Source organism: Microcystis sp. BLCC-F209 (assembly GCF_041928595.1).
Lineage (GTDB): Bacteria > Cyanobacteriota > Cyanobacteriia > Cyanobacteriales > Microcystaceae > Microcystis.
Map to the genome: position 1 here is coordinate 16,496 of NZ_JBHFLL010000077.1, position 25,340 is coordinate 41,835.

General features: G+C 41.2%; 17 protein-coding genes. 10 read left to right on the top strand and 7 right to left on the bottom strand.

Annotated features, from left to right (window positions below; genetic code table 11):
• The first annotated feature begins 222 nt into the window (after window positions 1-222).
• Together ACE1AQ_RS04755 and ACE1AQ_RS04760 are read left to right on the top strand one after the other, a co-directional pair.
• Window positions 223-1,494 carry an RNA-guided endonuclease TnpB family protein gene (locus ACE1AQ_RS04755; protein WP_106909800.1) on the top strand — a complete coding sequence of 424 codons (1,272 nt, stop codon included), beginning with the start codon at window positions 223-225 and terminating at the stop codon, window positions 1,492-1,494.
• 31 nt (window positions 1,495-1,525) lie between these two features.
• Window positions 1,526-2,209 (top strand): YdcF family protein, encoded by a 684-nt coding sequence (locus tag ACE1AQ_RS04760; protein ID WP_110545864.1) that lies wholly within the window; start codon window positions 1,526-1,528, stop codon window positions 2,207-2,209.
• Window positions 2,210-2,627: 418 nt separating this feature from the next.
• Here the strand turns inward: ACE1AQ_RS04760 and kdpC are convergent, their stop codons facing one another.
• The 7 genes from kdpC to ACE1AQ_RS04795 form a co-directional block, all read right to left on the bottom strand.
• Window positions 2,628-3,272, bottom strand: a complete 645-nt coding sequence (kdpC, locus tag ACE1AQ_RS04765; RefSeq protein WP_008199659.1) for a K(+)-transporting ATPase subunit C — start codon at window positions 3,270-3,272, stop codon at window positions 2,628-2,630.
• 2 nt (window positions 3,273-3,274) lie between these two features.
• Window positions 3,275-3,481 (bottom strand): potassium-transporting ATPase subunit F, encoded by a 207-nt coding sequence (locus tag ACE1AQ_RS04770; RefSeq protein ID WP_051011164.1) that lies wholly within the window; start codon window positions 3,479-3,481, stop codon window positions 3,275-3,277.
• A gap of 398 nt (window positions 3,482-3,879) precedes the next feature.
• Window positions 3,880-7,158 carry a non-ribosomal peptide synthetase gene (locus tag ACE1AQ_RS04775; RefSeq protein ID WP_110545865.1) on the bottom strand — a complete coding sequence of 1,093 codons (3,279 nt, stop codon included), beginning with the start codon at window positions 7,156-7,158 and terminating at the stop codon, window positions 3,880-3,882.
• 141 nt (window positions 7,159-7,299) lie between these two features.
• Complete coding sequence (locus ACE1AQ_RS04780) at window positions 7,300-8,574, bottom strand: sulfotransferase (RefSeq protein WP_253882630.1); 1,275 nt, start codon at window positions 8,572-8,574, stop codon at window positions 7,300-7,302.
• A 182-nt stretch (window positions 8,575-8,756) separates the two neighbouring features.
• Window positions 8,757-10,070, bottom strand: a complete 1,314-nt coding sequence (locus tag ACE1AQ_RS04785) for a coproporphyrinogen-III oxidase family protein (RefSeq protein WP_008199664.1) — start codon at window positions 10,068-10,070, stop codon at window positions 8,757-8,759.
• A gap of 45 nt (window positions 10,071-10,115) precedes the next feature.
• Window positions 10,116-10,397, bottom strand: a complete 282-nt coding sequence (locus ACE1AQ_RS04790; RefSeq protein ID WP_008199665.1) for an acyl carrier protein — start codon at window positions 10,395-10,397, stop codon at window positions 10,116-10,118.
• Window positions 10,398-10,400: 3 nt separating this feature from the next.
• Window positions 10,401-11,819, bottom strand: coding sequence for an AMP-binding protein (locus ACE1AQ_RS04795; RefSeq protein WP_374807963.1), 1,419 nt, complete (start codon window positions 11,817-11,819; stop codon window positions 10,401-10,403).
• 237 nt (window positions 11,820-12,056) lie between these two features.
• Here ACE1AQ_RS04795 and ACE1AQ_RS04800 point away from each other — a divergent pair, with 237 nt between their 5' ends.
• From ACE1AQ_RS04800 to ACE1AQ_RS04835, 8 genes are all read left to right on the top strand, one after another.
• The gene (locus tag ACE1AQ_RS04800; RefSeq protein WP_106909803.1) at window positions 12,057-12,644 is read left to right on the top strand and encodes a hypothetical protein; all 588 of its coding nucleotides are present in this window, start codon (window positions 12,057-12,059) and stop codon (window positions 12,642-12,644) included.
• 115 nt (window positions 12,645-12,759) lie between these two features.
• Window positions 12,760-15,315, top strand: coding sequence for a sulfatase-like hydrolase/transferase (locus ACE1AQ_RS04805; RefSeq protein ID WP_374807965.1), 2,556 nt, complete (start codon window positions 12,760-12,762; stop codon window positions 15,313-15,315).
• Between the two features lie 474 nt (window positions 15,316-15,789).
• Window positions 15,790-16,359 (top strand): chorismate pyruvate-lyase family protein, encoded by a 570-nt coding sequence (locus ACE1AQ_RS04810; RefSeq protein ID WP_277927682.1) that lies wholly within the window; start codon window positions 15,790-15,792, stop codon window positions 16,357-16,359.
• A gap of 87 nt (window positions 16,360-16,446) precedes the next feature.
• Window positions 16,447-17,439 carry a methyltransferase gene (locus ACE1AQ_RS04815; RefSeq protein WP_374807966.1) on the top strand — a complete coding sequence of 331 codons (993 nt, stop codon included), beginning with the start codon at window positions 16,447-16,449 and terminating at the stop codon, window positions 17,437-17,439.
• 65 nt (window positions 17,440-17,504) lie between these two features.
• A complete protein-coding gene (gene uppS / locus ACE1AQ_RS04820; RefSeq protein WP_110545640.1) occupies window positions 17,505-18,197 on the top strand; it encodes a polyprenyl diphosphate synthase in 693 nt (230 codons plus the stop codon).
• A gap of 58 nt (window positions 18,198-18,255) precedes the next feature.
• Window positions 18,256-22,650 (top strand): amino acid adenylation domain-containing protein, encoded by a 4,395-nt coding sequence (locus ACE1AQ_RS04825; protein WP_253257764.1) that lies wholly within the window; start codon window positions 18,256-18,258, stop codon window positions 22,648-22,650.
• Window positions 22,647-24,011, top strand: coding sequence for an aspartate aminotransferase family protein (locus tag ACE1AQ_RS04830; RefSeq protein ID WP_008199674.1), 1,365 nt, complete (start codon window positions 22,647-22,649; stop codon window positions 24,009-24,011). The genes ACE1AQ_RS04825 and ACE1AQ_RS04830 overlap by 4 nt, the downstream gene beginning before the upstream one ends.
• A 289-nt stretch (window positions 24,012-24,300) precedes the next feature.
• On the top strand, window positions 24,301-25,338 hold the full coding sequence (locus ACE1AQ_RS04835) for a methyltransferase (RefSeq protein ID WP_008199677.1): 1,038 nt from the start codon (window positions 24,301-24,303) through the stop codon (window positions 25,336-25,338).
• The last annotated feature ends 2 nt before the right edge of the window (window positions 25,339-25,340 follow it).

Genomic DNA, 25,340 nt, shown 5'->3' on the forward strand with positions numbered 1-25,340 from the left:
AAGAGGCAAGAGGCAAGAGGTGGTTAGATATGTGTAATTAATTTTGCTTAGGTACTTACCTAAAATGTCGGATGAATGCCCCCGCTAAATTTTTCGACAAGACATCAACCTTTGCGGGGGATGAAATCCGACCAGGATATTGACTGCGAAGCACGATTTTAATTCTACCATTTGTAGGTAAACTGTGTTATACTTAATTTATCCAGGGTCGAGGATTAATCAATGCTAGTCGTAGAAGCCAAGTTAAAAAACGGGACACCAGAACAATACCAAAGACTAGATAAAGCAATTAGGACATCTCAGTTTGTGCGTAACTCTTGTGTTCGTTATTGGATGGACAATCAAGGGACAACCCGCAATGATTTTCAAAAGCTTTGTGCGGTACTAGCTAACAACAAAGAGACACCATGGGTTAATAAATTAAACTCTCAAGCTCGTCAATCGGCTGCTGATAGAGCCTGGCAATCAATTAATAGGTTTTACCAGAATTGTCATGCTAAGATACCGGTCAAAAAGGGTTTTCCTCGGTTCAAAAAGCATAGCCGTTCCGTTGAGTACAAACTAACAGGCTACAAACTATCTGAGGATCGACGTAAAATCAAGTTCACCGATGGCTTTAAAGCAGGAGAATTTGATTTATGGTGTAGTCAAAAAACCTTAGTTTATTATTCAGAGCAACAGATTAAACGGGTAAGAGTTGTTAGACGTGCTGACGGTTATTATTGTCAGTTTTTGATTGACGTAGAACGGCAAGAATACCATGAACCAACGGGACAAATAACAGGAATTGACTTAGGGTTAAAAGAGTTTTATACTGACGACCAAGGCAATACTGTAGAGAATCCACGTTATTTAAGAAAGTCAGAAAAACGACTGAAAAAAGCACAAAGGAGATTATCAAAACAATTTCGCCAAGGAAAGAAACAGTCTAACAACTATCACAAGCAACGGATAAAAGTAGCTAGGCTTCATCTTAAGGTGTCAAGACAACGTAAAGACAAAGCAATTAAAGACGCTTTGGCGTTAGTCCAGTCTAATGATCTGGTAGTCTATGAAGCTTTAAAGGTAAGAAACTTAGTAAAAAACCGTAAGCTATCTAAGTCGATTAGTGATGCTTCTTGGTATCAATTCACTGAATGGTTGAATTATTTTGCCAAGATTTATCGGATTGTTTGTGTTGCTGTCCCTCCCCATTTTACTAGCCAAGATTGTTCAGTTTGTGGGACGAGAGTTCAAAAAACATTAAGCACTAGAACTCATCAATGTCCTAACTGTAAAACAATCTTAGATAGGGATCATAATGCAGCAATCAACATTCTTAAAAAAGGGTTAAAATATTTGGGAAATCATCTCAACGGTACTGTTGGGCAAACAGAAACAGACCCAAACCCCCCCGATGTCGGGGGGGCAAGGGGGGGGGAAAGTCCGGCCTCTGGATTCTTAATGGAGACATTTAGTGATATGGAAAGAATCCCCCGTCACAGCGTAGCTTGACGGTGGGAGTATGTCAAATCGTCTCTAAACAATGGCGAAAAAACCGAAAAATGTTGCCCGTAAACAGAGGCATTGGCAAAGATGGTTAAAACTAACTCTGGTCGCAGTTTTTGGGTTTATTATCCTTAATTTAGCGATTAATTTAGCCCTCCGCTGGCCAATTAATCAACAAAAACCCGTGGATGCCATCTTACTGTTGGGGGGCAGCATTCGTCGGGAAATTTATCTAGCCAATCTAGCCCAGCAACACCCCAATATACCGATTTTAATTTCCCAAGGCTCGAAAGACCCCTGTATTTTATTACTATTTGAACGGGCAAAAGCACCAAAAACTAACGTCTGGTTAGAAAAGTGTGCTGATTCTACCTTCGGCAATTTTTTCTTTGCCGTGCCAATTTTAAAACAATGGGGAGTACATAAAGTAAAAGTTGTCACCTCTCCTACTCATTTACCCCGCGCTAAGTGGTTAGCAGCAATTCACTTGCAATCCCACGGTATAGCAATAGAAATCGATGCAGTTAGAGAAATTGGTATCCCCGGTAATAACGAATCAAAGCTAAAAACTGGGTTAGATGTGACTAGAAGTATAATTTGGGCTTTTGTCGGACAATTAATCTCTCCCCCCTGTTGGCAAGTCATCACCTTAAATTCCGTTGATTTAGAAGCTTGGCGCGATCAAGGTTTTAAATGTGAATATCAAGGTAAGATCGGGTAAACCATCCTCTCCTAGTTAGGGTTTGCGGCAAAAAGTTTTTCGTGGGGGCAGGGTGTGGGCTTCGGCCGTGATCTCAGCGTTCGACTGAGCGTTCGACAAAAGCTCACGCCGAAGTCCCGCCGAACGTCCGAAGTCTCACGCCGAGGTCCGAACGGGTGTAGGGTGTAGGGTTTTACCGATTTTCAGGGAAAAAGTACCTGAATTTTCCCCCTGATCACTCCCAGACCCAGCACTTTTGGATTTCAAAAAAGTCTAAAAGTCTTATCCAACAAGGTTTTTAGATTTATTCAGCCAACCCTAGTTAGTTTTTTAGCGGCTCTATACCATTTTTGTAAATCTACTAAGTTGGGGTTTTTAAAGGCAAACTCTCTCTTCCTACTTTCCTATACCTTTTAAACAGGATTTAGCATCAGAAACCCTATCGGGTATTTGCGATCGCATCTAGAGCCAGATTCAGTTTCAGCAGGTTAACCCCCGGTTCGCCGAAGATGCCGAGAAAGCGCTCGTCGGTGTTTTTGATAACGAGGATCTCCACTTGATTCGGCGGTAATCCCCGCGAGCGCGCCACCCGCTCGATCTGCGACCTGGCGGCCTCTGGGGTAATATGGGGATCGAGACTCGATCCGGAGGTGTACACCAGATCCGCGGTGGGTTTAATTGCCGCTTTCTCTAATCGGGGAATCTCCCCCTCTATAGCTTTCACCAGATCGGGATTGGGTTTTCCTTGAATTCGCTCAATCAATGCGGGGTTACTAGGGGCCAGGTTACTCGCCCCCGAAATTCCGGTTTGCAGGATCTTGTTAGGATCGTTTTTCGGAGCGGCCGTACTGTAGGCGGTGGTGCTCGGACGACCGTTGAAATAGCGATCGCTGGTGAAAGGTTGCCCAATTAGAGCCGAACCCACCACTTGACCTTGATTATTGGTGATCAAACTCCCGTTTGCTTGAAAGGGAAAAAGAATTTGACCGATGGCGATCATCGAGAAAGGATAGATCAGGGCGGTAATTACCCAGAGAACTAGGGTAGAACGGATGGCTCTACCGGCCTCGCGTGCAAAACTCATGATTAAAACCTCTCCGGTATAAAAATGACAAGGAACAGATAGATAAATAAAGCAAAGGCGACTAATCCTAAAAGGATTAATGGGAAGGATTGACCCCTATCGATAGTGCTTCCCCTAGAAGCTTGAACGATGGGGGAGAAAAGAATTGTCAGACAGAAATTTAAGAAAATATACCAGAAAAATCGGAATTTTCTAGGGGCTGCTTTCATAAGAATTAGAATGTTGAGTTTTTGGGAGATTTGTTTTTGCCAGTAAATCAAGAAAATAGCTGTAGTTGTCGATAGGTTGTCTTGTTCCCTTTTGTCAATTCATAGTTAGGGTATGCTGAAAAAGTTTCTCGTGGGGGCAGGGTATAGGGCTTTACCGCTTTTCATCTGGTCAATTACCTAATTTTCAGGGGAAAAGTACCTGAATTTTCTGGGTTGAACAATAATAACTCTTGTCTGTCAAATATATCGACGATTGAGGGAAGCTCAACTGCACCGATGTCTTTAAGAATGTTGGGTTTTCCTCAAACCATTGCCTCGATCAGTTTTGTTGCAAGTATTAAATCGCTCAACCCAACCTACAAGCTATCATAGATAGGGACAAAGTTTTGTAAGGGATGCTATATACTTTTAAGATTTTGGAAGATAGTAACTGGCTGATCAGGATTCGTAACAATTTCCGACCATATCTGCATGAAATCTCGGTTAATTTGAGTCATTGAATCAAACTCAAAATAATCTTTTTTATATTGCCACCAACCCTTAAGAAAGGGTTTTGGGGAAGTTTTATTTTCCCAGAGTATTAACTCTAAGTCGGGCCTAACTTCAAACTCTTCCATTTCCCAAGATGTCACCTCTAACCCCGGTAGTTTCAATTCTTCTTCGGGGGACTCTGACAAAACCGTAATAACTGCTTTAAAACTAGAATTATCAAGGCGATATTCTGGTTTGATGACTTTGGCTAAATGCTCAAAGGGAATATCTTGATACTCTAAAGCTTCTAATACTACCCTTCGCACTTGCGTTAGTAACTCTTTAACAGTAGGATTACCACTTAAATTAACTCGGAGCAACATTATATTACTAATTAAACCGATTAGAGGCTTCAGGTGTGGATGATTACGAGCGTCACGGGGAGCGCGGATGATAATATCTTCACAGCCACTATAGCTATAGAGTAAAACAGCAAAGGCTGTTAGTGCAGTCATAAATAAAGTGATTCTTTGCTCTTGACAGAGGATGTTTAATTTCTCTGTGAAATCCCTAGGAATTTCAAAATCAAAATTAGTCCCTAGACTTGAAACCGATGAATCGGATAATTTATCACTAGATTTAGACGGCGAAATCAGGTGTGGGGGAATTTTTAAGGTTGGTGACTCTCCCGCTTCTAAAATACGTTTATAGTGGTTAATTTTCGGTTCAATTAGTTGAGAACTAAAGGATTTTAGTTGCCATTGAACATAATCAACATACTGGATAGGTAAGGGAGGTAAAGGGGAGGAATCACCTAAGACAAAAGCCTGATAAAGTAGCTCCAATTCTTTAAAAAAGAGCGTCAAGGATGAATTGTCTATAATAATATCATGGATGTGAGTGAGGAGAATGTGATCCTTCTCATCCAAACGAATTAATATCAGTCTGATTAAAGGGCCATTAATCAAGTTGAAGGGTTGATTAATAATCTCTTGTAATAATCTTGCTAATTCCTCATTTTTCTGGTTCTCTGGCCAGGTTTGTAAATCAATTATGGGTAGGTTTTTTTCGGTGTAGGGGTTAATTAACTGAACGGGGGAACCGTTGACTTCTCGAAAGGTAACACGCAATATTTGATGGCGATAGATAATCTCATTCAAGCTGGCTGTTAAAGCGGCTAAATTGAGGTCTCCTTTAAGGTAGTGTCGTCGAAAATTACCCGAAAAATGGACGACTGTATTAGATTTTTCATAGGCCCATCTTTTCTGTTGAGTCAAAGATAAGGGAAAATAAGGACAGCCAGATAAGTAATCAATCTCCAGGGAAGAATCGGCAATGAAATCTTTGTCTATGATTAAGGGATTAATTACCTCATTAAATTTTATCTTCTCAATTTTTTCGATTAGCTCTGGATGAGTTTTCCGTAAATATTCGGCAAATTCGGCCACCGTTGCGGCATCAAGAATAGTTTCTACAGCAAACTTTTTTTCAAAATAAAACTCTAGCCTCTTACAGAGGGCAATAACTTTGAGGGAATGTCCCCCCAATTGAAAAAAGTTCTCATCAATTCCTACTTTTTCTAATTCCAAAACCTCCGCCCAAATTGCGGTTAATAGTTCTTCTTCTGGGTTTCGTGGCGGTGTAACCAGACGAGAAGTATCATAATTTAGGGGCAATTTAGCTAAAGCTGCACGGTCAACTTTATCATTGGGGGTCAAAGGCATCTTTTCTAAAATTACTAATGCCCGGGGAATCATATAATGGGGTAACTTTTCTTTTAGATAGTCGCGCCATTGAGCGAGAACTTGCTCGACTTTAACGGTGGGGTTAATAACAGCATAAGCGATTAATTGAGGATCATTTAACTGCTCTTGACGGACAATGACTACCGCTTGGTGAATGGCGGTATTTTCGTTTAAGATGCCTTCAATTTCCCCTAATTCAATTCTTAAACCACGAATTTTAACTTGAAAGTCTATACGCCCTAACCATTCAATATTACCATCGGGAAGATAACGGGCTAAATCGCCGGTTTTGTATAACCTCGCCGATGGATTATCATCAAAAGGATGGGGAATAAATTTTGCCGCAGTTAATTCGGGACGATTGAGATATCCCCTAGCTAAACCTACTCCCCCAATATGTAATTCTCCCGCAACCCCCACAGCCACTTTTTTGAGAGACTCATCAAGGATATAAGCTTGAGTATTAGCAAGAGGACGACCGATAGTTAAGGGACTATCAGGGCTACATTCTGCTATGGTGGCATCAACGGTGGCCTCGGTGGGGCCATAGGCATTAAAAAAGCGTCTTCCCACTGACCACTGAGCCATCAAGGCAGGGGGACAAGCTTCTCCACCGACAATTAATACCTGTAGGTGTTTTAAGGGTGCTTGAGGGAGGACGGCTAATACTGATGGGGGAATTTGTGCATGGGTAATAGCTTTTTTTTGCAGAAAATTAAGCAAGTTATCCCCCGGAAGTAAGGAGTTAGAATTTCCTAGACAAAGTTGCGACCCCGAACAAATAGCGGTGAAGATTTCCGAAACGGAAGCATCAAAATTTAAGGAAGCAAATTGCAGAACACGACTTGAGGGATTTAAGTTAAATAGTTTAATTTCTGTTTGAGCTAAATTAACTACTCCTTTATGAGTAATTAAAACCCCCTTGGGTAGGCCAGTGGAGCCAGAAGTATAGAGAATATAGGCTAAGTTGTCGGAGTTTACAGCAGTTTTAGGGTTTTCTTGACTTTGTTGAACTAGGGACTGATCTTTATTTAAAAAAATTACTTTTATCTGCTCAAGGGGGAGATTTATAAGGGGTTTTTCCTGTGTCAATAAGATAGATATACCGGCATCTTCTAGGATGAATTTTAGCCGTTCTTGGGGGTAAGCAGGATCAAGGGGTACATAACCCCCTCCCGCTTTGAGAACACCTAAAACCCCGATGATCATTTCTAGGGAACGCTCAACACAGATTCCTATTAATTGTTCTGGTTTTACTCCTAATTCAATTAAATAATGGGCGATTTGGTTGGCCCGATCATTTAACTGCCTATAGGTTAAGGAGGAATCTTCAAAACTTACCGCAATCTGATTAGGGGTCTTCTCCACCTGGGTTTCAAATAATTGATGAATTGTGGTGGAATAAGAATAATTTTCTGCCCTAAAATTCTCCTCAATTGGCTGTAATTGTACTTCAATCATGATTTAAGTAGCTGGTTATAATTAAATTAAAAATGGATTTTAGGTTCGATCCCCCCTTAGTCCCCCCTTAATAAGGGGGGTGCCGATCCCCCCTTAGTCCCCCCTTAATAAGGGGGGCATCTGAAAGTTTTCAATACCTACCTACTTAAGATAGTGCAAAAAATCAATTATGTTTTCTAAGTCTGGTGATAATGTGGCCAATTCCCGTTCATGTTTGCGCCATTTTTCTTGTCTAGGAGCAGATAGGGTTCTTTGAGCGATGGGTAAGGGTTGAGAGAGAATTTGCTCGATTTGTTTGTCTTGATGCAGTTGGGCAAATTGGGCAATATGATTAATGGTTTGCCCGGGATGTTCAATTAAATCGCGATAATTGACCGAACACCAACAGGAAGGGTTGAGGGACTGAAGGTCTTCTATTAGGTAGGAATTAGCCATTTTCCACTGATAGGCGGCAATTTCTACCAGAGAAGATTCCTGGAGAGATGACCAACCGGGTACGAGCAGAAAACTCCACTGACTATGCTCCCAACCGGGTAAGGGTTGATAGCTAATAAAACGATGCGATCGCCATCCTTCTAACAAACTACTAATATTTTCCCTAGCATCTCGATAAAGATAGATAAAGAGAGCATCAGGAAATACAGCCTTTAAGAAAGGAACTCTTAGAGCATTTTTCGGCGTTTTTTCTAAAAAACGAATTTTGTTAGGACGCTCATTTTCAGCAATGTTTAAATATTTTACCCCCTCCCGATTTTGTAATTGTTGGGTAAAACCTTTTCTCAGAGTCTTACTAATTTCTGGGGTAGCATCGCCTTCATCCAATCGGTTGGAGCTAAAATTGCGTGCGGCAGGATGTAAAGCGGGTATTCCTTCGATAATTTCGTGACTTTCATCTCCAATCGTCCATAAATCGGGGAATTTAGCCAGGGTTTCAAACAATAAACTACTTCCTGCTCTGGGTGCAGAAACAATAAAAATCGGCTTTTCAAACTCTGGGATTGAGAGGTTTTTATCTTCTACTTCTAGCTGAGATTGGTGCTTTTTTTTGGCAATTAACAAACGCTTTCTCTGATGCAGAGAAAGCATCTCGCCATCTTTTCCCCTCAGGGGTGGGGAAGGGGATAGGGTTGAAAGCATGGAAGTAATAGGATTAATTATCTCTTGGATTGCCACGGATGAGGATAGCCATTTTTGTAATAATGGTGCTATTTTTCGGCTAAATTCCCCGATTAAATCTCGATAGGCTAATTCTCCTCGATAGTTCTGTCCAAATTTGGCAAAAACTGCTTGCCATTGGCTTTGAAATTCTGCCAGTTTTTCGGTCAGTTGCTCTAGTTGTCCCTGGGGAAGGGAGCAATTTTCAAGAAGACCATAAATAGCGGCTACTTGCTCTTCAATTTCCGCAGCAGTAAGCACGGGTAAATCATTAAGTGGGACCTGAGCTAAACTGTTTGTTCTGCACATCTCATCTGGGTCATTTTCAACAATGAACAATTATTAGTTAGCGATTATCCAGTTTCTAGATTTTAACTGAGTAAGGGGTTCTGACCCCCCTGATTAAGGGGGGAAACTGACAATTTTTAACACCCACCTACTTACTAACTTTTGAGTTTTTTGAGAGATGCTGCTAAAGTTTCGCCCACATAGTCCCCATAAAGAATCCCCTTAGCGGTTAATTCAATTTCTTGGGTAGATACGGTGACAAAACCATCTCTTTCAAGCGCTGACAAAGTTTCCCCGCAAAGGGATTGTAATTTAAACCCATGTCTTTGCTGAAATGCAATTAAATCAAAACGTAATGTCTTGATTCCTAGTAAAACTTCCCGCACCATCCGGTCCAAGCTAGTCAGCTTATAACCGCGAGATAAGGGTAGTTCGCCTTGGGCCAGAAGGGTCGCATATTTCTCCATATCGCTAGTATTTTGTAACAGAGAATCCCCTAAACAGCCAAAAGCAGAGACTCCCAGTCCATAAAACTCCATTCCGTGCCAAATATTAAAAATGTATTCACTGCGATATTGTTTGGTACTTGTGGCCAAATCGCTGTCATTTTTAACATAGGTAAAATGACTCCAAGGATTATAGTTTGCTTGAGCAAATCGCTCCATGGCCAACTGCATAAACTGCATTTCTAGCTCTGCTGATGGCAATTCTATAATTTCTTGGCGAACCCCTTGATCAAATACTTGGGTATTGGCAAAAGCTTCCATTTTATAAACGGTGATGCTTTCTACACCGGTTTTCAGAGCGCATTCTAAGCTTTCTTGCCAAGTTTCTACAGTTTCTCCGGCTAGTCCACTCAATAGGTCAATATTAATTGACCATTGCCCCTCGCCAGCTTTTTGAGCTACATCGATCGCTCGATAAGCTTGTTTTTCGTCATGACCTCTGCCACTTAGTTTGATGATTTGATCATTAAAAGATTGAACACCTAAACTCAGGCGATTTACCCCTAATTCTTTGAGTACCCTCATTTTTGATGGGGAAACACTCAAGGGTTCTGCTTCTACGGAAAACTGTTTCTTTTCTTCAAAGTAGGAGAAATTTTCCCGTAAATTCTCGACAACTTGGACTAACTGGTTTCCGGTTAAGGTAGTGGGAGTTCCTCCGCCAAAATAAACCGCCTGAATCCGTCGGTTTTTCAAATTGAATCTTTCGGAAACGAGTTTAATTTCTTGGCAAAGCGTATCTACATAGGCCTGTACTTGGCTCTCTTTGAGGTCAACGGTTTTGTAATAACAAAAAGCACAGCGTTGGGTACAAAAGGGGATATGGACATAGAGACAGATTGGCTGTTCTTCTAGTTTTTCGGCGATTACCCCTGCTTTCCACTGACGAAAGGGGGGATAGTTAGGATTTAAGGGTAAACGTTGCGGCGTTTGGGTTTTCGGAAGTTCGATGGTTAAAGTCATGGTTTTTGACCAGGGTATTGTTATTGAGGTTGCATTAACTCTAGATCAAGCTGTGACCGTTAATTGTTCACTTGCCGGTATTTTCTGGGCAATACAACTAGCTAAAACGTTAAGATTGCTAAAGGATTCTAGATTTAAATCCGATTCCGCAAACTCAACCTCGAAATGCTGTTCTGTCAAAGCAATTAACTCAACTACTGCGATGGAATCCAATCCTAACCCGTCTTCAAATAGGGAGGCGGTTTCGTCAATTTCCTCGATTTTGAGATTGACATCCAGTTTTTCGGCAATAATTGTCTTGAGTTGATTTAAAATATTTGTCGCCATTTTCTAAGCTTTGGGTAAAAAACTGACTAATTGCTGATGGTCGATCTTCCCGTTGGGTAACATCGGTAAGGTTTTCAAAGTGACAATGCGGTCTGGAATCGCTCTTTTCGGTAGTATATCAAAGCACAATTCTCTGATTTCATTCTCAGACAGATGACTCCCTTTTGTCAAGACACAAAAAGCGACTATACCTTTGCCTCTTTGACTCTCTCCATGGGATTGGACTGCAACCGCTTCAATTGCATCTAGGGTTTCCATATTTTTCTCAATGTCAGAAAACAAGACCAATAGACCATCCCGGTTAATACTGCGATCGCATCTTCCCCAAACTTCCAGATGACCGTCTAAATGTAGCTTACCTAAATCTTTAGTAGGGAACCAATCATCAGAATTTGTTGACATCAGCGGCACTCCTGCCGGATCAACATAACCATCAAAACCTGATGGATGCTGACAGCAAATTTCCCCAACTTCTGACATTTGCGAGTTTAAAGATTTATTAAGTTGCAATCGGACACCTGGCATAGGTAAACCGACCGTTTGACAACGGAGCGATGATTCTTCTTGGGGACTACCTGCGGCAATTACCCCCATTTCTGTACTGCCATATAACTTAACTAGGGGGCCGAAATTCTCTTCATATTTGATAAAAGTGTTTTCTTTGATCAGATCTCCCGCCACCACCGTTAATTTATACTCTCTGGCTGATTTTCTGCCTTTAACTAAGGTTTCACAAAAGCTAGGAGTCATAAAAGCAATATTAGGATTAAAGTCTTTTTCTCTCTGAAGATAGCGTAAAAGGTTAGCACCTTTCTGTAAATCAATAGAGGCCCCCACAGCCACACTAGGGAGAAAAGCAGCCCCTAAACCATAGAGATGATAAATCGGGACTGGAATCGCCACTCTCGCCTCTGAATTTAATCTCAATCTTTCCACACAGTTAAGCACATTTTCTAGCAATTTAGTCTGAGAATGAACCACTATTTTGGGGGTTCCTGTACTCCCAGAAGTCTTCATATATAGCCTTTTACCCTTGTCATCGATAGTTTTATATTGATGATTTTCGGTAATTTTTAGCCAATTCGTAATGTTATCTAAACTGTCTTTTTTTTCCAGTTTAGGAGTGAGGCAATAGCGACAAAACTCAGGAATAATAGAGGGCGAGTTTGACTGAGGATGCAAAAAGAAACTATAGCCCTTTTCTAACAAAAATAACAGGGTTAAAGCACTGGGAAGAGAATTTTCACATTCCAGGGCCAAGCAGTCTGCTAGATCGATTTTTTCTTGCCTGAAAAAGCTTGACAAATTGTCAAATATTTCCCCAACATCTTGCCAAGAATAGGTTAAACATCCATCGGTAAGCACGTTGGACTGATACGAGTCTAGAGAGGGAATGCGGGCTATAAATAAGCTGTTCAACATTTACATTGGTATGGAAGGTTACATGGGGGTGAGATAGTGGCGGCAGAAATCAGGGTAAACGCGGCTCAAACGCTATTGATAATTGGCTAATTTTAGCGGCCGTTGGTCTGCTGTCTAGGCATTGCAAGTGCTACCAGTCAATCAGAATATTTACGAATTGTCAAGGATTTTTAAAATAGGTTTATCCCTCGGTAAAAGTGTGTTAGACTCCGGGAGATTGATTTTTAGGAGTTTCTCATGGACGAAGTTAACGAACAGGCTGGCGCTGATGAATCTTCATCCCAGAATGTTAACGAACAGGCTGGCGCTGATGAATCTTCATCCCAGAATGTCAACGAACAAGCTGCCGCTTCAGAATTTTCTTGGGAGGAAATCAGCAAAAAACTAAAGGCTGCCCCGGGTGAAATCAGCAAAAAACTGGCATCCTGGGGGGTTTCTTTGGACGAAGTAGCCAAAAGAATTGGTTCTTTGGGACTCCCAGGCGTAATTCTCGTGGTGACGGTATCCACCTCGGGAGCTACCACTTATCCCATTGCCTTCGCTCTGGCAGCTTTAGGGGGTCCCCTCGGCGTTTTCGGTGGTTTGGGACTGCTTAGTCTGACCACTGTGGTGGGGGATGTCTTGACAAACTATGGAATTGAAGCGGTTCTTGGTGCTATCTATAAAGATCGTCGTAAACAGGAAGCTCAGGAAGACTTAATCAAAGAAGTTGAAGGTTTACCGATTACCCAAGCACTGAAACTGAAGCTCAAGCAGCAAATAGAGTCGGTAGAAGTTGTGTCTGAGGATGTTGGTTCCCCAAGAAAAATTGAAATTGTAGAGTAATGACTTCAAGTCATGCCTTGTTTTTTACTCTGATTTCGTCTTCGTCTTTGATGACATCAACTAAGTTGGTTGCCTTGAATTGAATTAACCCCTAAGTAAAGAAAGGATCAGTTTTATGTCTGCTCAACAAAATGTTTTGTCCAATGTTTTGTCCTTTGATGGGCAAAGAAATTATGTGGAAGTTCCTTACAATGCTCAACTGAACCCGGAACAGTTTACCGTGTCCTGTTGGGCTAAAGTAACGGGAAAACAGGGTCAATGGCGATCGCCGATCACTGGCAGAACCGACAGCCCGCAGGGGGGATACATCCTTTATGCTGGGGAAAACAATAAATGGCAGTTTTGGACAGGCAATGGCGGTAATTGGGTGACCGTAACCGGTCCCGATGTTGTGCTGGGAACCTGGACGCATTTAGCCGCCACCTACGATGGCAACAACATGAGACTCTATGTCAATGGGCAACTGGCCGGCGGCCCCGTGGCTACCAAAATCATCCCGAATAAGAAATCTCCCTTACGGATTGGAGCAGGAGCGACAGAAAGAAACCCAGACTATTTATTTGCCGGCCAAATCGGGGAAGTGCAGGTTTGGAACCAAGCACGGTCCGCGGAAGACATTAAAAAATCAATGAATTATCGGCTGCTAGGCAATGAACCAGGCCTGGTGGGCTATTGGCCCCTTAATGAAGGTTCAGGTAATATCGTCACTGACAAAACCGGTAAGGGCAGTAATGGCACAATTAACGGGGCAACATGGCAGCAAGAACAACTCCCCTTAACTGCCAAAGCCTCTAAACCCAATATTGTCGTTTTCCTCACTGACCAAGACAGTGCCGCCGTTGCTGAACGCTGGCCGCAAAGCTTTGAAGATGAGCATCTACCGGCCCTGAAACGACTGAAAAAGAACGGGCTGACCTTCAACAAAATGTTCACGGTAACGGTGGCCTGCTCTCCCAGTCGGGCTACTCTGCTCACCAGTACCTATCCCAATCAACACGGTGTCATCAACACCATTGCCGAGCCTTTTTCCGATATTATCAACCGCTATGAGGATAGCTACGGACAATCCCTAGAACAAAAGCTTCTTAGTCCCACTCAGGTGAACCTAGCTCGGGTTCTGAAGGCGGCTGGTTATAAGGTCTATTGGAAAGGCAAATGGCACTTGAGTGTTCCCAAGAGTGACACCGATAAGTGGTCAAGCGAAGACATCGAATACATGAAACAGTCCTACGGTTTCGATGGCTGGACTCCGATTGATGCGGGAGTTGCCCGCAGTGATTTAACCAAGTTTGGCAAAGGAATTTTTTACAATGATGAACGCTATCTACGGGGTGTAGAAGGGGTCAAAAAAGTCATTGAGCAAGATGCCAAGGAAGGACGCGGAGCTTTTAGTGGACTTTCCCCGAAGGAAAAGGAAGCGAAAAAGCAAGAGATCTTGGCTGGAATTGACGGGGCTATTCCCCCAGAAGAACAAGGGGTTCTCGAATTTATTCAAAATTACAAATCCGAGGACGGTCCTTTTTGCTTGGTGGTGTCTTTGGTCAATCCCCATGATATTCATGTGGCTCCTACCTTTGAGAAAGATGCTGGCTATTCCCTAGAGGACTTTAAAGATTTTAATCTTCCCATTCCCGAAACTGTCTTCGAGGATCTATCCTTTAAGCCAACCGTCCAGGAGATTTTTAAACAAGGCTGTCAAGTCAAGGAAGAGCAACGCTGGAAACGGCTAAAACGGAGCGGCGAAAAGGTGTGGTATGAAGATTTACCAGAACTAAAAGATGGTAAATTCGCTACCAATAGTCAGCAAGTTCAGCAGATGTTTGTTAACTTCTACGGCTATCTGAAAAAACTGTCAGATAACCAAATCAATGAAGTGCTGAATGCCCTTGAAGCTAAGGGATTAATTGACGATACCTTAATCGTGCGGACTTCCGACCATGGGGAAATGTGCCTGGCCCACGACCGTCAGCGAGAAAAGCCTTTCAATGCCTACGAGGAAGTGCTTCGGGTTCCTCTGATTATTTCTAACCCGAATCTGTTCCCCAAAGCCGTTAGTACCGATTCCTTTGCCACGACCTTGGATATAGTGCCAACTCTGGCTAAATTTGCCGGGGTATATGATCTGTTCCAGTTTGCCTTTCAGGGTTGTGACCTAACGCCTTTATTCACCAATCCCAATCAGGAAGTCCGCGATGCCATTCATTTTACTTTTGATGATGGTACGCTGCCTCCCCGGTTTTTCAAAACCATTCCCCGACGTATCCGTACTATCCGCACCAAAGAGTGGAAATATTCTGTTTACTTTAACGACGAGGGGACTAATTACGAGTACGAAATGTACAACCTAGTCAATGACCCTCTGGAAAAAACCAATGTTGCGGGTAAACCAGAATATTTAGAAAAATTCCTGGAACTACACGCGCAATTGATCGAGCAGATGGTTAAGTTAAAAACTGTTCCGGGTCGTTTTTCTATCTATACAGAAGAGATGAAGCAACAGAATTTTATTCCTCCTCTGCATTGGCCGACGGAAGAGGAGGCCGAATATGAAGCCATCATGGATTATGCCGCTAACCAAGCTCAGTCTTCCTACCGGCTCCGAGATCACAAGGAGGTGATCAAAACCCAGGCAAAAGATGTTGATCCCGATATGTGGTGGTTGGGAATCTAATCAAAGCACCGCGGCAAAACAACTAAGTAGGTGGGTGCCATTGATTTGCACCCACCTGTAATGGGAGCATACCGCCCACACTGGGTCTTACATTCAATGAGACCAACCTACTTAGGGCTTGCTGAATAAATCTAAAAACCTTGTTGGATAAGGCTTTTAGACTTTTTTGACCTCAAAAAGTGCCGACCATTGGAGGGATCGGGGGTAAAATTCAGGTACTTTTTCCCTGAAAATTAGGTAACTGACTACCTCAAAATCGGTAAAACCCTACACCCCACCTGCCCCCCCGATGTCGGGGGGGTTGGGGGGGCCACACCCTGCCCCCACCAACAAACTTTTTCAGCAGACCCTACTTAGTAGATTGTCCAGCTTAAGGTTGTGTTTACCCAGTTATAACAAGATGCCCAGAGAGCGCTTAGGCACATCGATCGGCTAACTTTAAATCTATCCAGCAAATTAAGGAATTGTGCCATGATGCCAGCGAAACTACCGAATCGGTGTAAAATCGAGTTGCTAAAAAATAGTTTTAGCAAAACCCCTCTTAATCTTTCGGAGTTAAGCACACTCCAGCGAATCATTTTAATAACCGATGGGACTCTGACCGACATTTTAGAGATTTATTTGTTGGAAAAAATGTCAATTGTTAAACTGTCTGAAGAAGCGGTATATTTAGAGGAAGACTTGCCGGTTTTAGATCTTGAAAAAGGTAGCAAAATTATCAAAAGAAAAATATTTCTTTGCAGTACAGTCAGCCAAAAAAAATTAGTTTATGCCGAGTCTATTATTGTTATTGATAGACTAGACACCAAGTTTCAAGACGAATTAATCAATTCAGGAAAACCCATCGGTAAGCTTTGGTTAGAAAATCGGATGGAAACCTTTAAGGAAATCGTTGATTTATCTCAAGAACCTGCGGGGGATTTGGCTGAGGATTTTAAAATCAGTCCAGAAGAAAAACTTTTTTCTCGTACCTATCGTGTTTTCTCTCAGAAGCAAGCGATTATGATGATTACAGAAAAATTTCCCGAGAGTTATTTCGTCTAAAAATATCTCTGGAGTCATTCCATTAACAACCATCTCAACTTTGCTCATTCAATCATGTTTAATCTTCAGCGAGAAAATCCCGGGCAAATGTCTGATAGAGACACTGTCTTGCAGATGGTAAGGGGTTTTCAGATTAGCCAATGTATTTATGCGGCCGCCAAATTAGGAATTGTTGATCTGTTGGCAGATGGAACAAAATCTTATCAACAGTTAGCCACTGAAACCCATACTCATGCTGATTTACTTTATCGTTTTTTGCGGACGTTAACCAGTCTGGGGATTTTAGAAGAAACCCAACCCAACTATTTCCAAAACACTGCTTTAGCAACTTATTTAAGAGATAAGCAACAGGGAACTGTTCGCAATTTTCTGATGGCCGAAATAGAAGAAAGTTATGCTAGTTGGGGAAATCTGACTCAAAGTTTAATCACAGGTCAAGGTGCTTTTGAGTCTATGTATGGTGTCAATATTGAAGAGTTTCATCAACAAAATTCCGATCAAGCTGAAGTTTTTGATCAAGCAATGGTTGATATAACTGCAATTCAAAACCCCCTGATTTTGGCCGCTTATGATTTTTCTGTCGGGGAAATTGTCGCAGATATTGGTGGAGGATACGGAAAATTTCTGGCTGCTATTTTACAAAAATATCCCCAGATTAAAGGGGTGCTATTTGAACAACCCTATTGTATTGAGCAGGGGAAATATCTACTAACACAAGAGGGAGTGATCGACCGTTGTAGTTTGATTCCTGGGAGCTTTTTTGACCCCATTTTCCTTAAAGCAGACATTTATTTATTGAAGAAAATTCTGCTCAATTGGGATGATCAAAAAGCCCTTGAAATTCTCAAAAACTGTCGTCAGGCTATGGCTCCATCCTCTCGATTGTTAATCGTGGATCGAATTTTGCACAAAAATCGTTGGAAGGATAATTTAGCTGATCTCAATTTATGGATGCTAGGTTCAGGAAAAATTCGATCGGAATCTGAATTTAGGGTATTATTAGAAACGGCTGGCTTTCAAATAACTAAAATTATTGACACTCAGTCTATAGAGAGTTTAATTGAAGCTACTCCACTCTAAACCAGAAACTTAAATACCGCTCTGTTTGCCAAACTACTCAATTCAACCTTATTAGGAAAAATTTTATGACTAACAACATCTGTACTAAACCTCTCAAGCATATTGCCATCATTCCAGACGGTAACAGAAGATGGGCAAAAAATCAGGGCTTATCTCCCCAAGAAGGTCACAGAAAAGCATTTATAGAGGTGGCACCTTCCCTATTAAAAACGCTTTGGGATAAGGAAATTTACGCCGCAACATTGTGGCTATTCTCCACCGAAAACTGGAAGCGTTCCGATAGCGAAGTTGACAACTTAATGGATGTTTTTAGTCAGTTTCTCAGCAATTTATTGCCCTTATCGGTTGAATACTCAGTACAGTTGCGACACTTAGGTAGAAAAGATCGCCTTCCTGAACATCTCTTGTCTATTGTTGAGGAGGTAGAGCATAGCACCAAAGGAATGACCGGTCACATCTTCAATTTTGCCCTAGACTACGGTGGTGAAGATGAGATAATCCGCGCAGTCCGCCGCCTAGTAGAAAAGGGGGTTAAACCTGAAGAGATCGAACCTCATCAGCTAATGGATCAATTTTGTCCGCCGCCAGATCTGATTATTCGGACCTCTGGAGAATGTCGGTTATCTGGATTTATGCCCCTACAGAGTTGTTATAGTGAACTCTACTTTACAAATACCTTCTTTCCCGATCTAAGTCCGGCAGATATTGAAGAAGCTATCCACTGGTTTCAAAATCGCGAGCGTCGCTTTGGAAAATAGGATCAAGCAAATTAAGCCAACTATAGCCATTGAGTGCAATCAAATTACTTTATTTCCCATGACTCAATCTATTCATCAATTATTGGAACAGCAGGTACAACGCACCCCTGAAGCGATGGCTCTGATTGGGGAAAACTGGCAAATTAGCTATGAAAGCTTAAATCAAAAAGCCAATCAACTGGCCTATTATTTACAAAAATATGGGCTAAAACCGGAAAGTCTCGTCGGTTTATCTGTGGAACGTTCCCCGGAAATGGTGATGGCCCTTTTGGCTATTCTAAAAGCCGGATGTGCCTATGTTCCCCTCGACCCCGACTATCCCCCGGAGCGCTTGGATTATATGATACAAGATGCTCAATTATCTCTCATAATCACCAACAGTTATTTAATCGGTAAATTCGGGGACAATCAGAGAGTTAAAATTCTGAAATTGGATGAAGATTGGGGGCTAATTGCCCTAGAAAAGCCAGAAAATCTCGATATTGAAGTTAACCCCGAAAACCTCGCTTATATTATCTATACATCAGGTTCCACCGGAAAACCCAAGGGCGTGATGATTGAACATCGCTCTGTGGTTAATTTTATTGAAGTGGTTAAGACTACCGCTAATCTCAGTCAAAGCGATCGAATTTTACAATTTGCCTCGATTAGTTTTGATGTTGCCGTCGAGGAAATTTATCCTTGCTTAACTGTTGGTGGCACGGTTGTTTTGCGAACTGAGGCGATGTTAAGCTCATTTTCTAGCTTTATCCAAAAGTGTCGAGAATGGCAACTGACAATCTTAGATTTACCCACAGCTTTTTGGCAGGCTTTAATTACCGAATTAGCGCGAACTAAGGAACCCTTCCCCGAATCGGTGCGATTATTATTTGTGGGTGGAGAAAGTTTATTACCCGAAAAACTCAAACTATGGCAGCAATATATAGAAGAAATGCTACAAACTGGGAAACTCCGCCGAGTACCCCAATTAATTAACGCTTATGGACCGACAGAAACCACTGTCGAAGCAACCTATTGTGATTTATCTAATTATAAATTAACAGAAAACTGTACCTCTGTCCCTATTGGTCGTCCCATCAATCAGACACAAATCTATATTCTTGATCAGAATTTACAGCCTGTCCCCCAAGGAACTCAAGGGGAATTATATATTGCTGGTGTTAGTTTAGCGAGAGGTTATCTCAATCAGCTAGAATTAACCCAAGAAAACTTTATCAATAACCCTTTCAATCCCTCCGAACGGCTTTATAAAACTGGAGATTTGGGTCGCTATTTAGCCGATGGTGACATTGAGTACTTAGGACGCATTGACAATCAAATTAAGATTAGAGGTTTTCGGGTAGAACTAGGAGAAATTGAGAACGTATTGATTCAACACTCGGCGATTGAGTCGGCGGCGGTTATCCTCAGCCAAGATCAATTAGGGGATAAACAGTTAATCGCTTATGTCGTTCCTCATCTAACTTCTGAGGATTCCTTAGAACAGGAAAAAACTCAACAAGAATATCTGGCTCTTTGGAAAACTGTTAATCAGCAAACTGACAGTCAAACCCCTATTCAAAGTGATCTTACTTTTAATATTATTGGTTGGGATAGTAGTTATGACGGACAGCCAATTCCCGAAAAAGAAATGCACGAATGGGTGGATAAAACCGTTGAAAGCATTCAAGAGTTACACCCAGAAAAAGTTTTAGAAGTTGGCTGCGGTACGGGATTATTATTAACTCGAGTTGCCCCCGATTGTTCCGAGTATGTAGGTCTTGATTTTTCTCGTCCTGCTTTAGATCATATTCGGAAAATTCAGCAAACAATAGGCGGTTTAGATCATGTAACTTTGTGGGAAAGAAGCGCCGATGACTTAGCGGGATTGGAGTCAGAAAGTTTTGATACTATTATCATGAACTCTGTGCTGCAATATTTCCCCAGTACCGCCTACCTACTGCAAGTTTTAGAAGGGTTGATTAAACGGGTTAAAAAAGGAGGTCATATTCTTGTTGGAGATATTCGTAATTTAGCCCTTTTGCCAACCTATTGTACTTCGGTAGAAGCTTATCGAGCTAATGATCATGTTCTTGCCTGCCAATTGCGAGAAAGAATTACCCGCAAACACCAAGCAGAAGAAGAGTTGTTATTACATCCCTTTTTCTTCCTAGCACTTCAACAACAATTTCCTGAAATTACTCATGTGCAAATAAAACCCAAAACTGGGGTTTATGATAATGAATTAACTCGCTTTCGTTACGAGGCGATTTTATCTATCAATAGTTCCGTTGAACCGTTGACAGAGATTGATTGGTTAGACTGGCAAAAAGAACAACTGAACTTAGACGAAGTTAAACGTATTTTAACTGAATATCAACCGAGAAATTTAGGTATTTCTCGTATTCCTAATGCTCGTTTGAGTAAGGAGGTTAAGGTTCAACAATGGTTAGAAGAAGCTGATCAAAGCGACTCACTTAAGCAACTAAACCAGTGGCTAGGTAAGCAGCCGAAGCATGGGGTAGAAATTGATCGGATAATGGCTCTTGTGGAGGACTTACCTTATCACCTAGAGATTAGCTGGATTAATACCGATGCCACAGGATATTATGATCTAGTTTTTAGCCATAAATCCGCACCATTCCAACCAGCAATTTTTCCCATTAGTTCTCCTATTGAAGATATATTTACCTATGCCAATAATCCAATCGAGATTAAATTTAAGCAGCAATTAATATTAGAACTCGGTCAATTTATTAAAAGCAAATTGCCAGAATATATGAGGCCAAATGCCATCAGTATTTTAGACAAATTGCCCCTTACGCCTAATGATAAAATAGACCGTCTAGCCTTGTCAAAACTGGCAAAACCGAGTTATATATTAACCAGTAATAAAGCTAATTTTGTAGCTCCTCGTAATCGAGAAGAAGAAATATTAGCGAACTTGTGGTCTGAAGTTCTGCAACTAGAGCCAATCGGTATTAATGATAACTTCTTTGAGTTAGGCGGAAATTCTCTCAAGGTCATTGTTTTATTGAATAGAATCCAAGAAAGGTTGAGTAAAAACTTGCAGATGCTTGACCTATTTCAGTCACCCACCATTGCTGAATTAGTAACTTGTCTGTCAGAAAAATCATCAACATTTAACAGAATTGAAGCAACAAATCTCCAACCTGCCGACGAAATTCGTTATTATCCGCCCTCTTTTGCTCAAGAGCGATTTTGGGATTATCGTCATTTAGGGAGCTTTTATTATCTACCTAACTACTTCCATCTGGAAGGAAAGCTTAATATAGCTATTTTGGAAAAAAGTTTTAATGAGATTATTCGTCGCCATGAAATTCTAAGAACAAAATTAGAAGAAATCAATGGTTCTTTAAGGCAGGTTGTCTATCCCAACACAAAGATAGCTCTTGAAATTATTGATCTGCGAAACCGCTCAGAAGTAGAGCAACAGCAAGAAATAGAAAGAATAACCGCAGAAAAAATCAAAAAACAAGTTTTTCTGGACAAAGATCCTTGGCTGTTTGTTAATCTACTACAATTGTCAGAAACGTCTCATATTTTGCTGATCGGTTTACACATGATGCTGGCCAATGAACAATCTTCGGAAATATTAATGCCAGAATTGAGCCTTCTCTACGATACTTTCCTCTCTGATAACCCTTCTCCTTTGCCCGAATTACCCCTACAGTATGGCGATTATGTGATTGCCGAACGTCAATCTCTTACAGAAGAAGGACTAAAAATAAGGCGCGACTATTGGCAACATTGGTTAAGTCGAGAACCCCAACCTTTAAATCTTCCCACTGACAGACCGCTACCAGAGGTGCAAAGCTTCCAGGCGGCCACCCTAGAAACAGAGATTTCTCCTGAACTGACTACTCAGTTAGAAATTTTGAGTCAGAAACAAAAAGTGACTTTTTTTACCACCATCGCCACTACCTTTGGACTTTTACTCCATCAGTACGCTCCTCAGGAAAGTCTCGTTATCGGCGTTCCAGCGATTGATAGCAATCAGCAGCAATTTGCATCTGTCATGGGAGATTTTGGGAAGCACTTGCTTTTAAGACTTGATTTTGGCGAAAATGACCACTTTTTCCACCTATTAAAACGGGTTCAACAGGAGATGCTTGCTGTTATCACTCACCAAGATGTCCCTTTTGAGCAAATCGCCAAAACCTTTGACCCGCCGATAGAGCGAAATAAACGCTTTTTTAGAGTGTATTTAGACTTTTTGCAAAAAGCTCCCACAGAGCATTTAGAATTATCGGGTTTGAATGTCACCCCCATACCGCTTAAATTATCAATGGCAAGAGTAGATTTAGGAGTATTGTTCTGGAAAAAAAATACCCCTTCCGGAACTGTTATTAAGCTATGGTGGAAGTATAAAAAAGATTTGTTTGAAGCGGATACCATCGCTAGGATAGCGTCAAATTTTGAAAATTTATTAGAGGTAATCGTCAATCAATGAAAACCGATCAATCCCACGTTTTCAATACAACTCGTTGGCATAATACCTGTTTAATGGCAGAATCGGGAAAAGGTATTTATGTTTATGATTCAGAGGGAAAAACCTATCTAGATGCCATCGGGGGGACTCATGTTATTTCCATCGGTCATGGTGTCACAGAAGTGGCCGATGCCATGGCAGAACAAGCTCGTCAACTGTGTTTTATTCATAAGGCTCAATTTACCAGTGAACCCCAAGAAAAGTTAGCTAATGTGGTGACAACAATGGCTCCCGAAGGTATGGATAGAGTCGGTTTTGTCACCAGTGGTTCAACAGCTAATGAAATGGCTTTTCAAATAGCTCTTTATTACCATAAACTACGAGGCAAAGCCAGCAAATACAAAATTATTTCTCGTTGGCATAGCTATCACGGACATACAATTGCCACTCTCGCCATGACTGGTAGTAGGTTTGTGCGAGAAAGTTTATCACCCTTTGACCTCTTAAATTTTCCCCATATTCAAGCACCTCACTGTTATCAATGTCCCTATAAACTTACCTATCCCAGTTGTGAATTAACTTGTGCTAATGAACTAGCAAGAATAATCGAACAAGAAGGAGCAGATACCATAGCAGCTTTCGTGGCTGAACCGATTATTGGCGGTGCCGGGAGTGCCATTGTTCCGCCTCCTGGCTATTATGAAAAAGTGCGAGAAATTTGTGATTTCTATGATATTCTTTGGATTTCTGAGGAAGTTATCACGGGTTTTGGTCGAACGGGTAAAAACTTTGGCGTTGACCATTGGGCGGCAATTCCCGATATAATTACAGCCACGAAAGCCTTAAGCAGCGGGTACGCTCCCATTGGTGCAGTTATTGTTCATCAACGGGTTCGGGAAGTATTTGACAATGCAACTAAAAATATACCCCTGTCATTGTTTACCTATGCCGGTCATCCTATTAGTTGCGCTGCGGCTTTAGCTGTGCAGAACTATATGGCTAAACATAATTTAATAGAACGATGTGCAGTGATGGGTAAATACCTCAAACATCAATTAGAAAAACTGGCTGAACGGGAGCCAATCATAGGCGATGTTCGGGGGGAAGGATTATTAATAGGAATTGAATTTGTTAAAAATCGAGACAATCATCAACCTTTTTCTCGTTCTCTAGGTATTACTGAAAAAATTATGCAACTAGGCTTAGAAAATGGATTAATACTCAGAGGAAGGTTTGGTACTGGTGTCGGAGTCGATGGAGACCATATCTTAATTTCGCCACCCTTTATTATCACAGAAAGTCAATGTGATGAATTGGTGGAAAAGTTAGAGTTAACTTTCAAGCAAGTAAAACAGTCTTTAAAATTGGTTGAGGTGTGTTAAAGATGATCGGTCAAAACAGTCTGCTACCAACAGCTAAATACTCTTGTACTCTGGCGGCGGTTACTATTTCCAAAGGTGCGGCTAATTCAGTAAGTCACCCTGACCAAAGAATTGAGCAAGAGGCTCTCGTTTTTGCTGTTTCTGGTTCAAACTGAGGGAATAATACAGTCAAGCCTAGAATTGTTGACAACTAAAGTAAAATCGTTAATAATTTAGCCAAGGATTTATTCTTAGCAAAAAATACCCTTTTTAGGGAATCCGTAAGCTCAATCAAAAAGGTCATTAAATTATGTTTAATCTTCCCAGAGAAACCCCAAATCAAATATCTCCTAGAGACACCGTTTTACTGATGATTAGGGGGTTTCAGATCAGTCAATGTATTTATGCTGCTGTAAAATTAGGGATTCTTGATTTGTTAGGAGATGGCTCAAAACACTATCAAGAATTAGCGACGGAAACTAACACTCATGCTGATTCTCTCTATCGTCTTTTACGAACTTTGGTCAGTTTAGGAGTTTTGCAAGAAAATCAACCGGATTATTTTCAAAATACTCCCTTAGCGGCTTATCTAAGGGATGATCAAGTGGGAACTTTACGCAACTGGCTAATTACCGAGATAGAAGAAAGTTATGCTTGTTGGGGCAATTTTACCCAAAGTTTAACGACTGGTGAAGGAGCTTTTAAAGCCATGTATGGTCTTGATATTGAGGAGTACCATCGAGAGAATCCTAGCCAAAATAAAGTTTATGATCAATCAATGAATGATATAACCACATTCCAAATAGCCAAAATATTAGAAGCTTATGATTTTTCCTCCGTAGAAGTATTGGCAGATATTGGTGGCGGTCAGGGAAAACTGATTGCTGCTATCTTAAAACGTTACCCTCAAATAAAAGGGATACTTTTTGAACAGCCATACTCCCTTGAAAAAGCCAAAAATTTATTGAAACAGGAAGGGGTAAGCGAACGCTGTGAGTTGATAAGTGGAGATTTTTTTGAATCGGTTCCCGTCCTAGCTGATGTTTATTTACTCAAGCAAGTTTTGCTCAGTTGGAATGATCAACAAGTGGTTGATATTCTCAAAAACTGTCGCCAGTATATGCCTTCCACATCTCGATTATTAATCGCAGAAAGAATTATCCGCAAGATTTATTGGAGAGATAATTTAGCTGATCTACAGTTATGGATGCTTCATTCAGGAAAAATTCGCTCAGAAAATGAATTAAAAGTCCTATTGACAAGGGCTGGATTTCAAATAGATAGAATTATTGACACTATGCCTGTGCAGAGTTTGATTGAAGCAAGTCCACTCCCTAAATTAAATTAGAT

Bases quoted from the DNA above. Each gene is read 5' to 3' on its own strand.
- ACE1AQ_RS04755 (WP_106909800.1), top strand. From the start codon at position 223: ATGCTAGTCGTAGAAGCCAAGTTAAAAAACGGGACACCAGAACAATAC.
- ACE1AQ_RS04760 (WP_110545864.1), top strand. From the start codon at position 1,526: ATGGCGAAAAAACCGAAAAATGTTGCCCGTAAACAGAGGCATTGGCAA.
- kdpC (WP_008199659.1), bottom strand. From the start codon at position 3,272: ATGAGTTTTGCACGCGAGGCCGGTAGAGCCATCCGTTCTACCCTAGTT.
- ACE1AQ_RS04770 (WP_051011164.1), bottom strand. From the start codon at position 3,481: ATGAAAGCAGCCCCTAGAAAATTCCGATTTTTCTGGTATATTTTCTTA.
- ACE1AQ_RS04775 (WP_110545865.1), bottom strand. From the start codon at position 7,158: ATGATTGAAGTACAATTACAGCCAATTGAGGAGAATTTTAGGGCAGAA.
- ACE1AQ_RS04785 (WP_008199664.1), bottom strand. From the start codon at position 10,070: ATGACTTTAACCATCGAACTTCCGAAAACCCAAACGCCGCAACGTTTA.
- ACE1AQ_RS04790 (WP_008199665.1), bottom strand. From the start codon at position 10,397: ATGGCGACAAATATTTTAAATCAACTCAAGACAATTATTGCCGAAAAA.
- ACE1AQ_RS04795 (WP_374807963.1), bottom strand. From the start codon at position 11,819: ATGTTGAACAGCTTATTTATAGCCCGCATTCCCTCTCTAGACTCGTAT.
- ACE1AQ_RS04800 (WP_106909803.1), top strand. From the start codon at position 12,057: ATGGACGAAGTTAACGAACAGGCTGGCGCTGATGAATCTTCATCCCAG.
- ACE1AQ_RS04805 (WP_374807965.1), top strand. From the start codon at position 12,760: ATGTCTGCTCAACAAAATGTTTTGTCCAATGTTTTGTCCTTTGATGGG.
- ACE1AQ_RS04810 (WP_277927682.1), top strand. From the start codon at position 15,790: ATGCCAGCGAAACTACCGAATCGGTGTAAAATCGAGTTGCTAAAAAAT.
- ACE1AQ_RS04815 (WP_374807966.1), top strand. From the start codon at position 16,447: ATGTCTGATAGAGACACTGTCTTGCAGATGGTAAGGGGTTTTCAGATT.
- uppS (WP_110545640.1), top strand. From the start codon at position 17,505: ATGACTAACAACATCTGTACTAAACCTCTCAAGCATATTGCCATCATT.
- ACE1AQ_RS04825 (WP_253257764.1), top strand. From the start codon at position 18,256: ATGACTCAATCTATTCATCAATTATTGGAACAGCAGGTACAACGCACC.
- ACE1AQ_RS04830 (WP_008199674.1), top strand. From the start codon at position 22,647: ATGAAAACCGATCAATCCCACGTTTTCAATACAACTCGTTGGCATAAT.
- ACE1AQ_RS04835 (WP_008199677.1), top strand. From the start codon at position 24,301: ATGTTTAATCTTCCCAGAGAAACCCCAAATCAAATATCTCCTAGAGAC.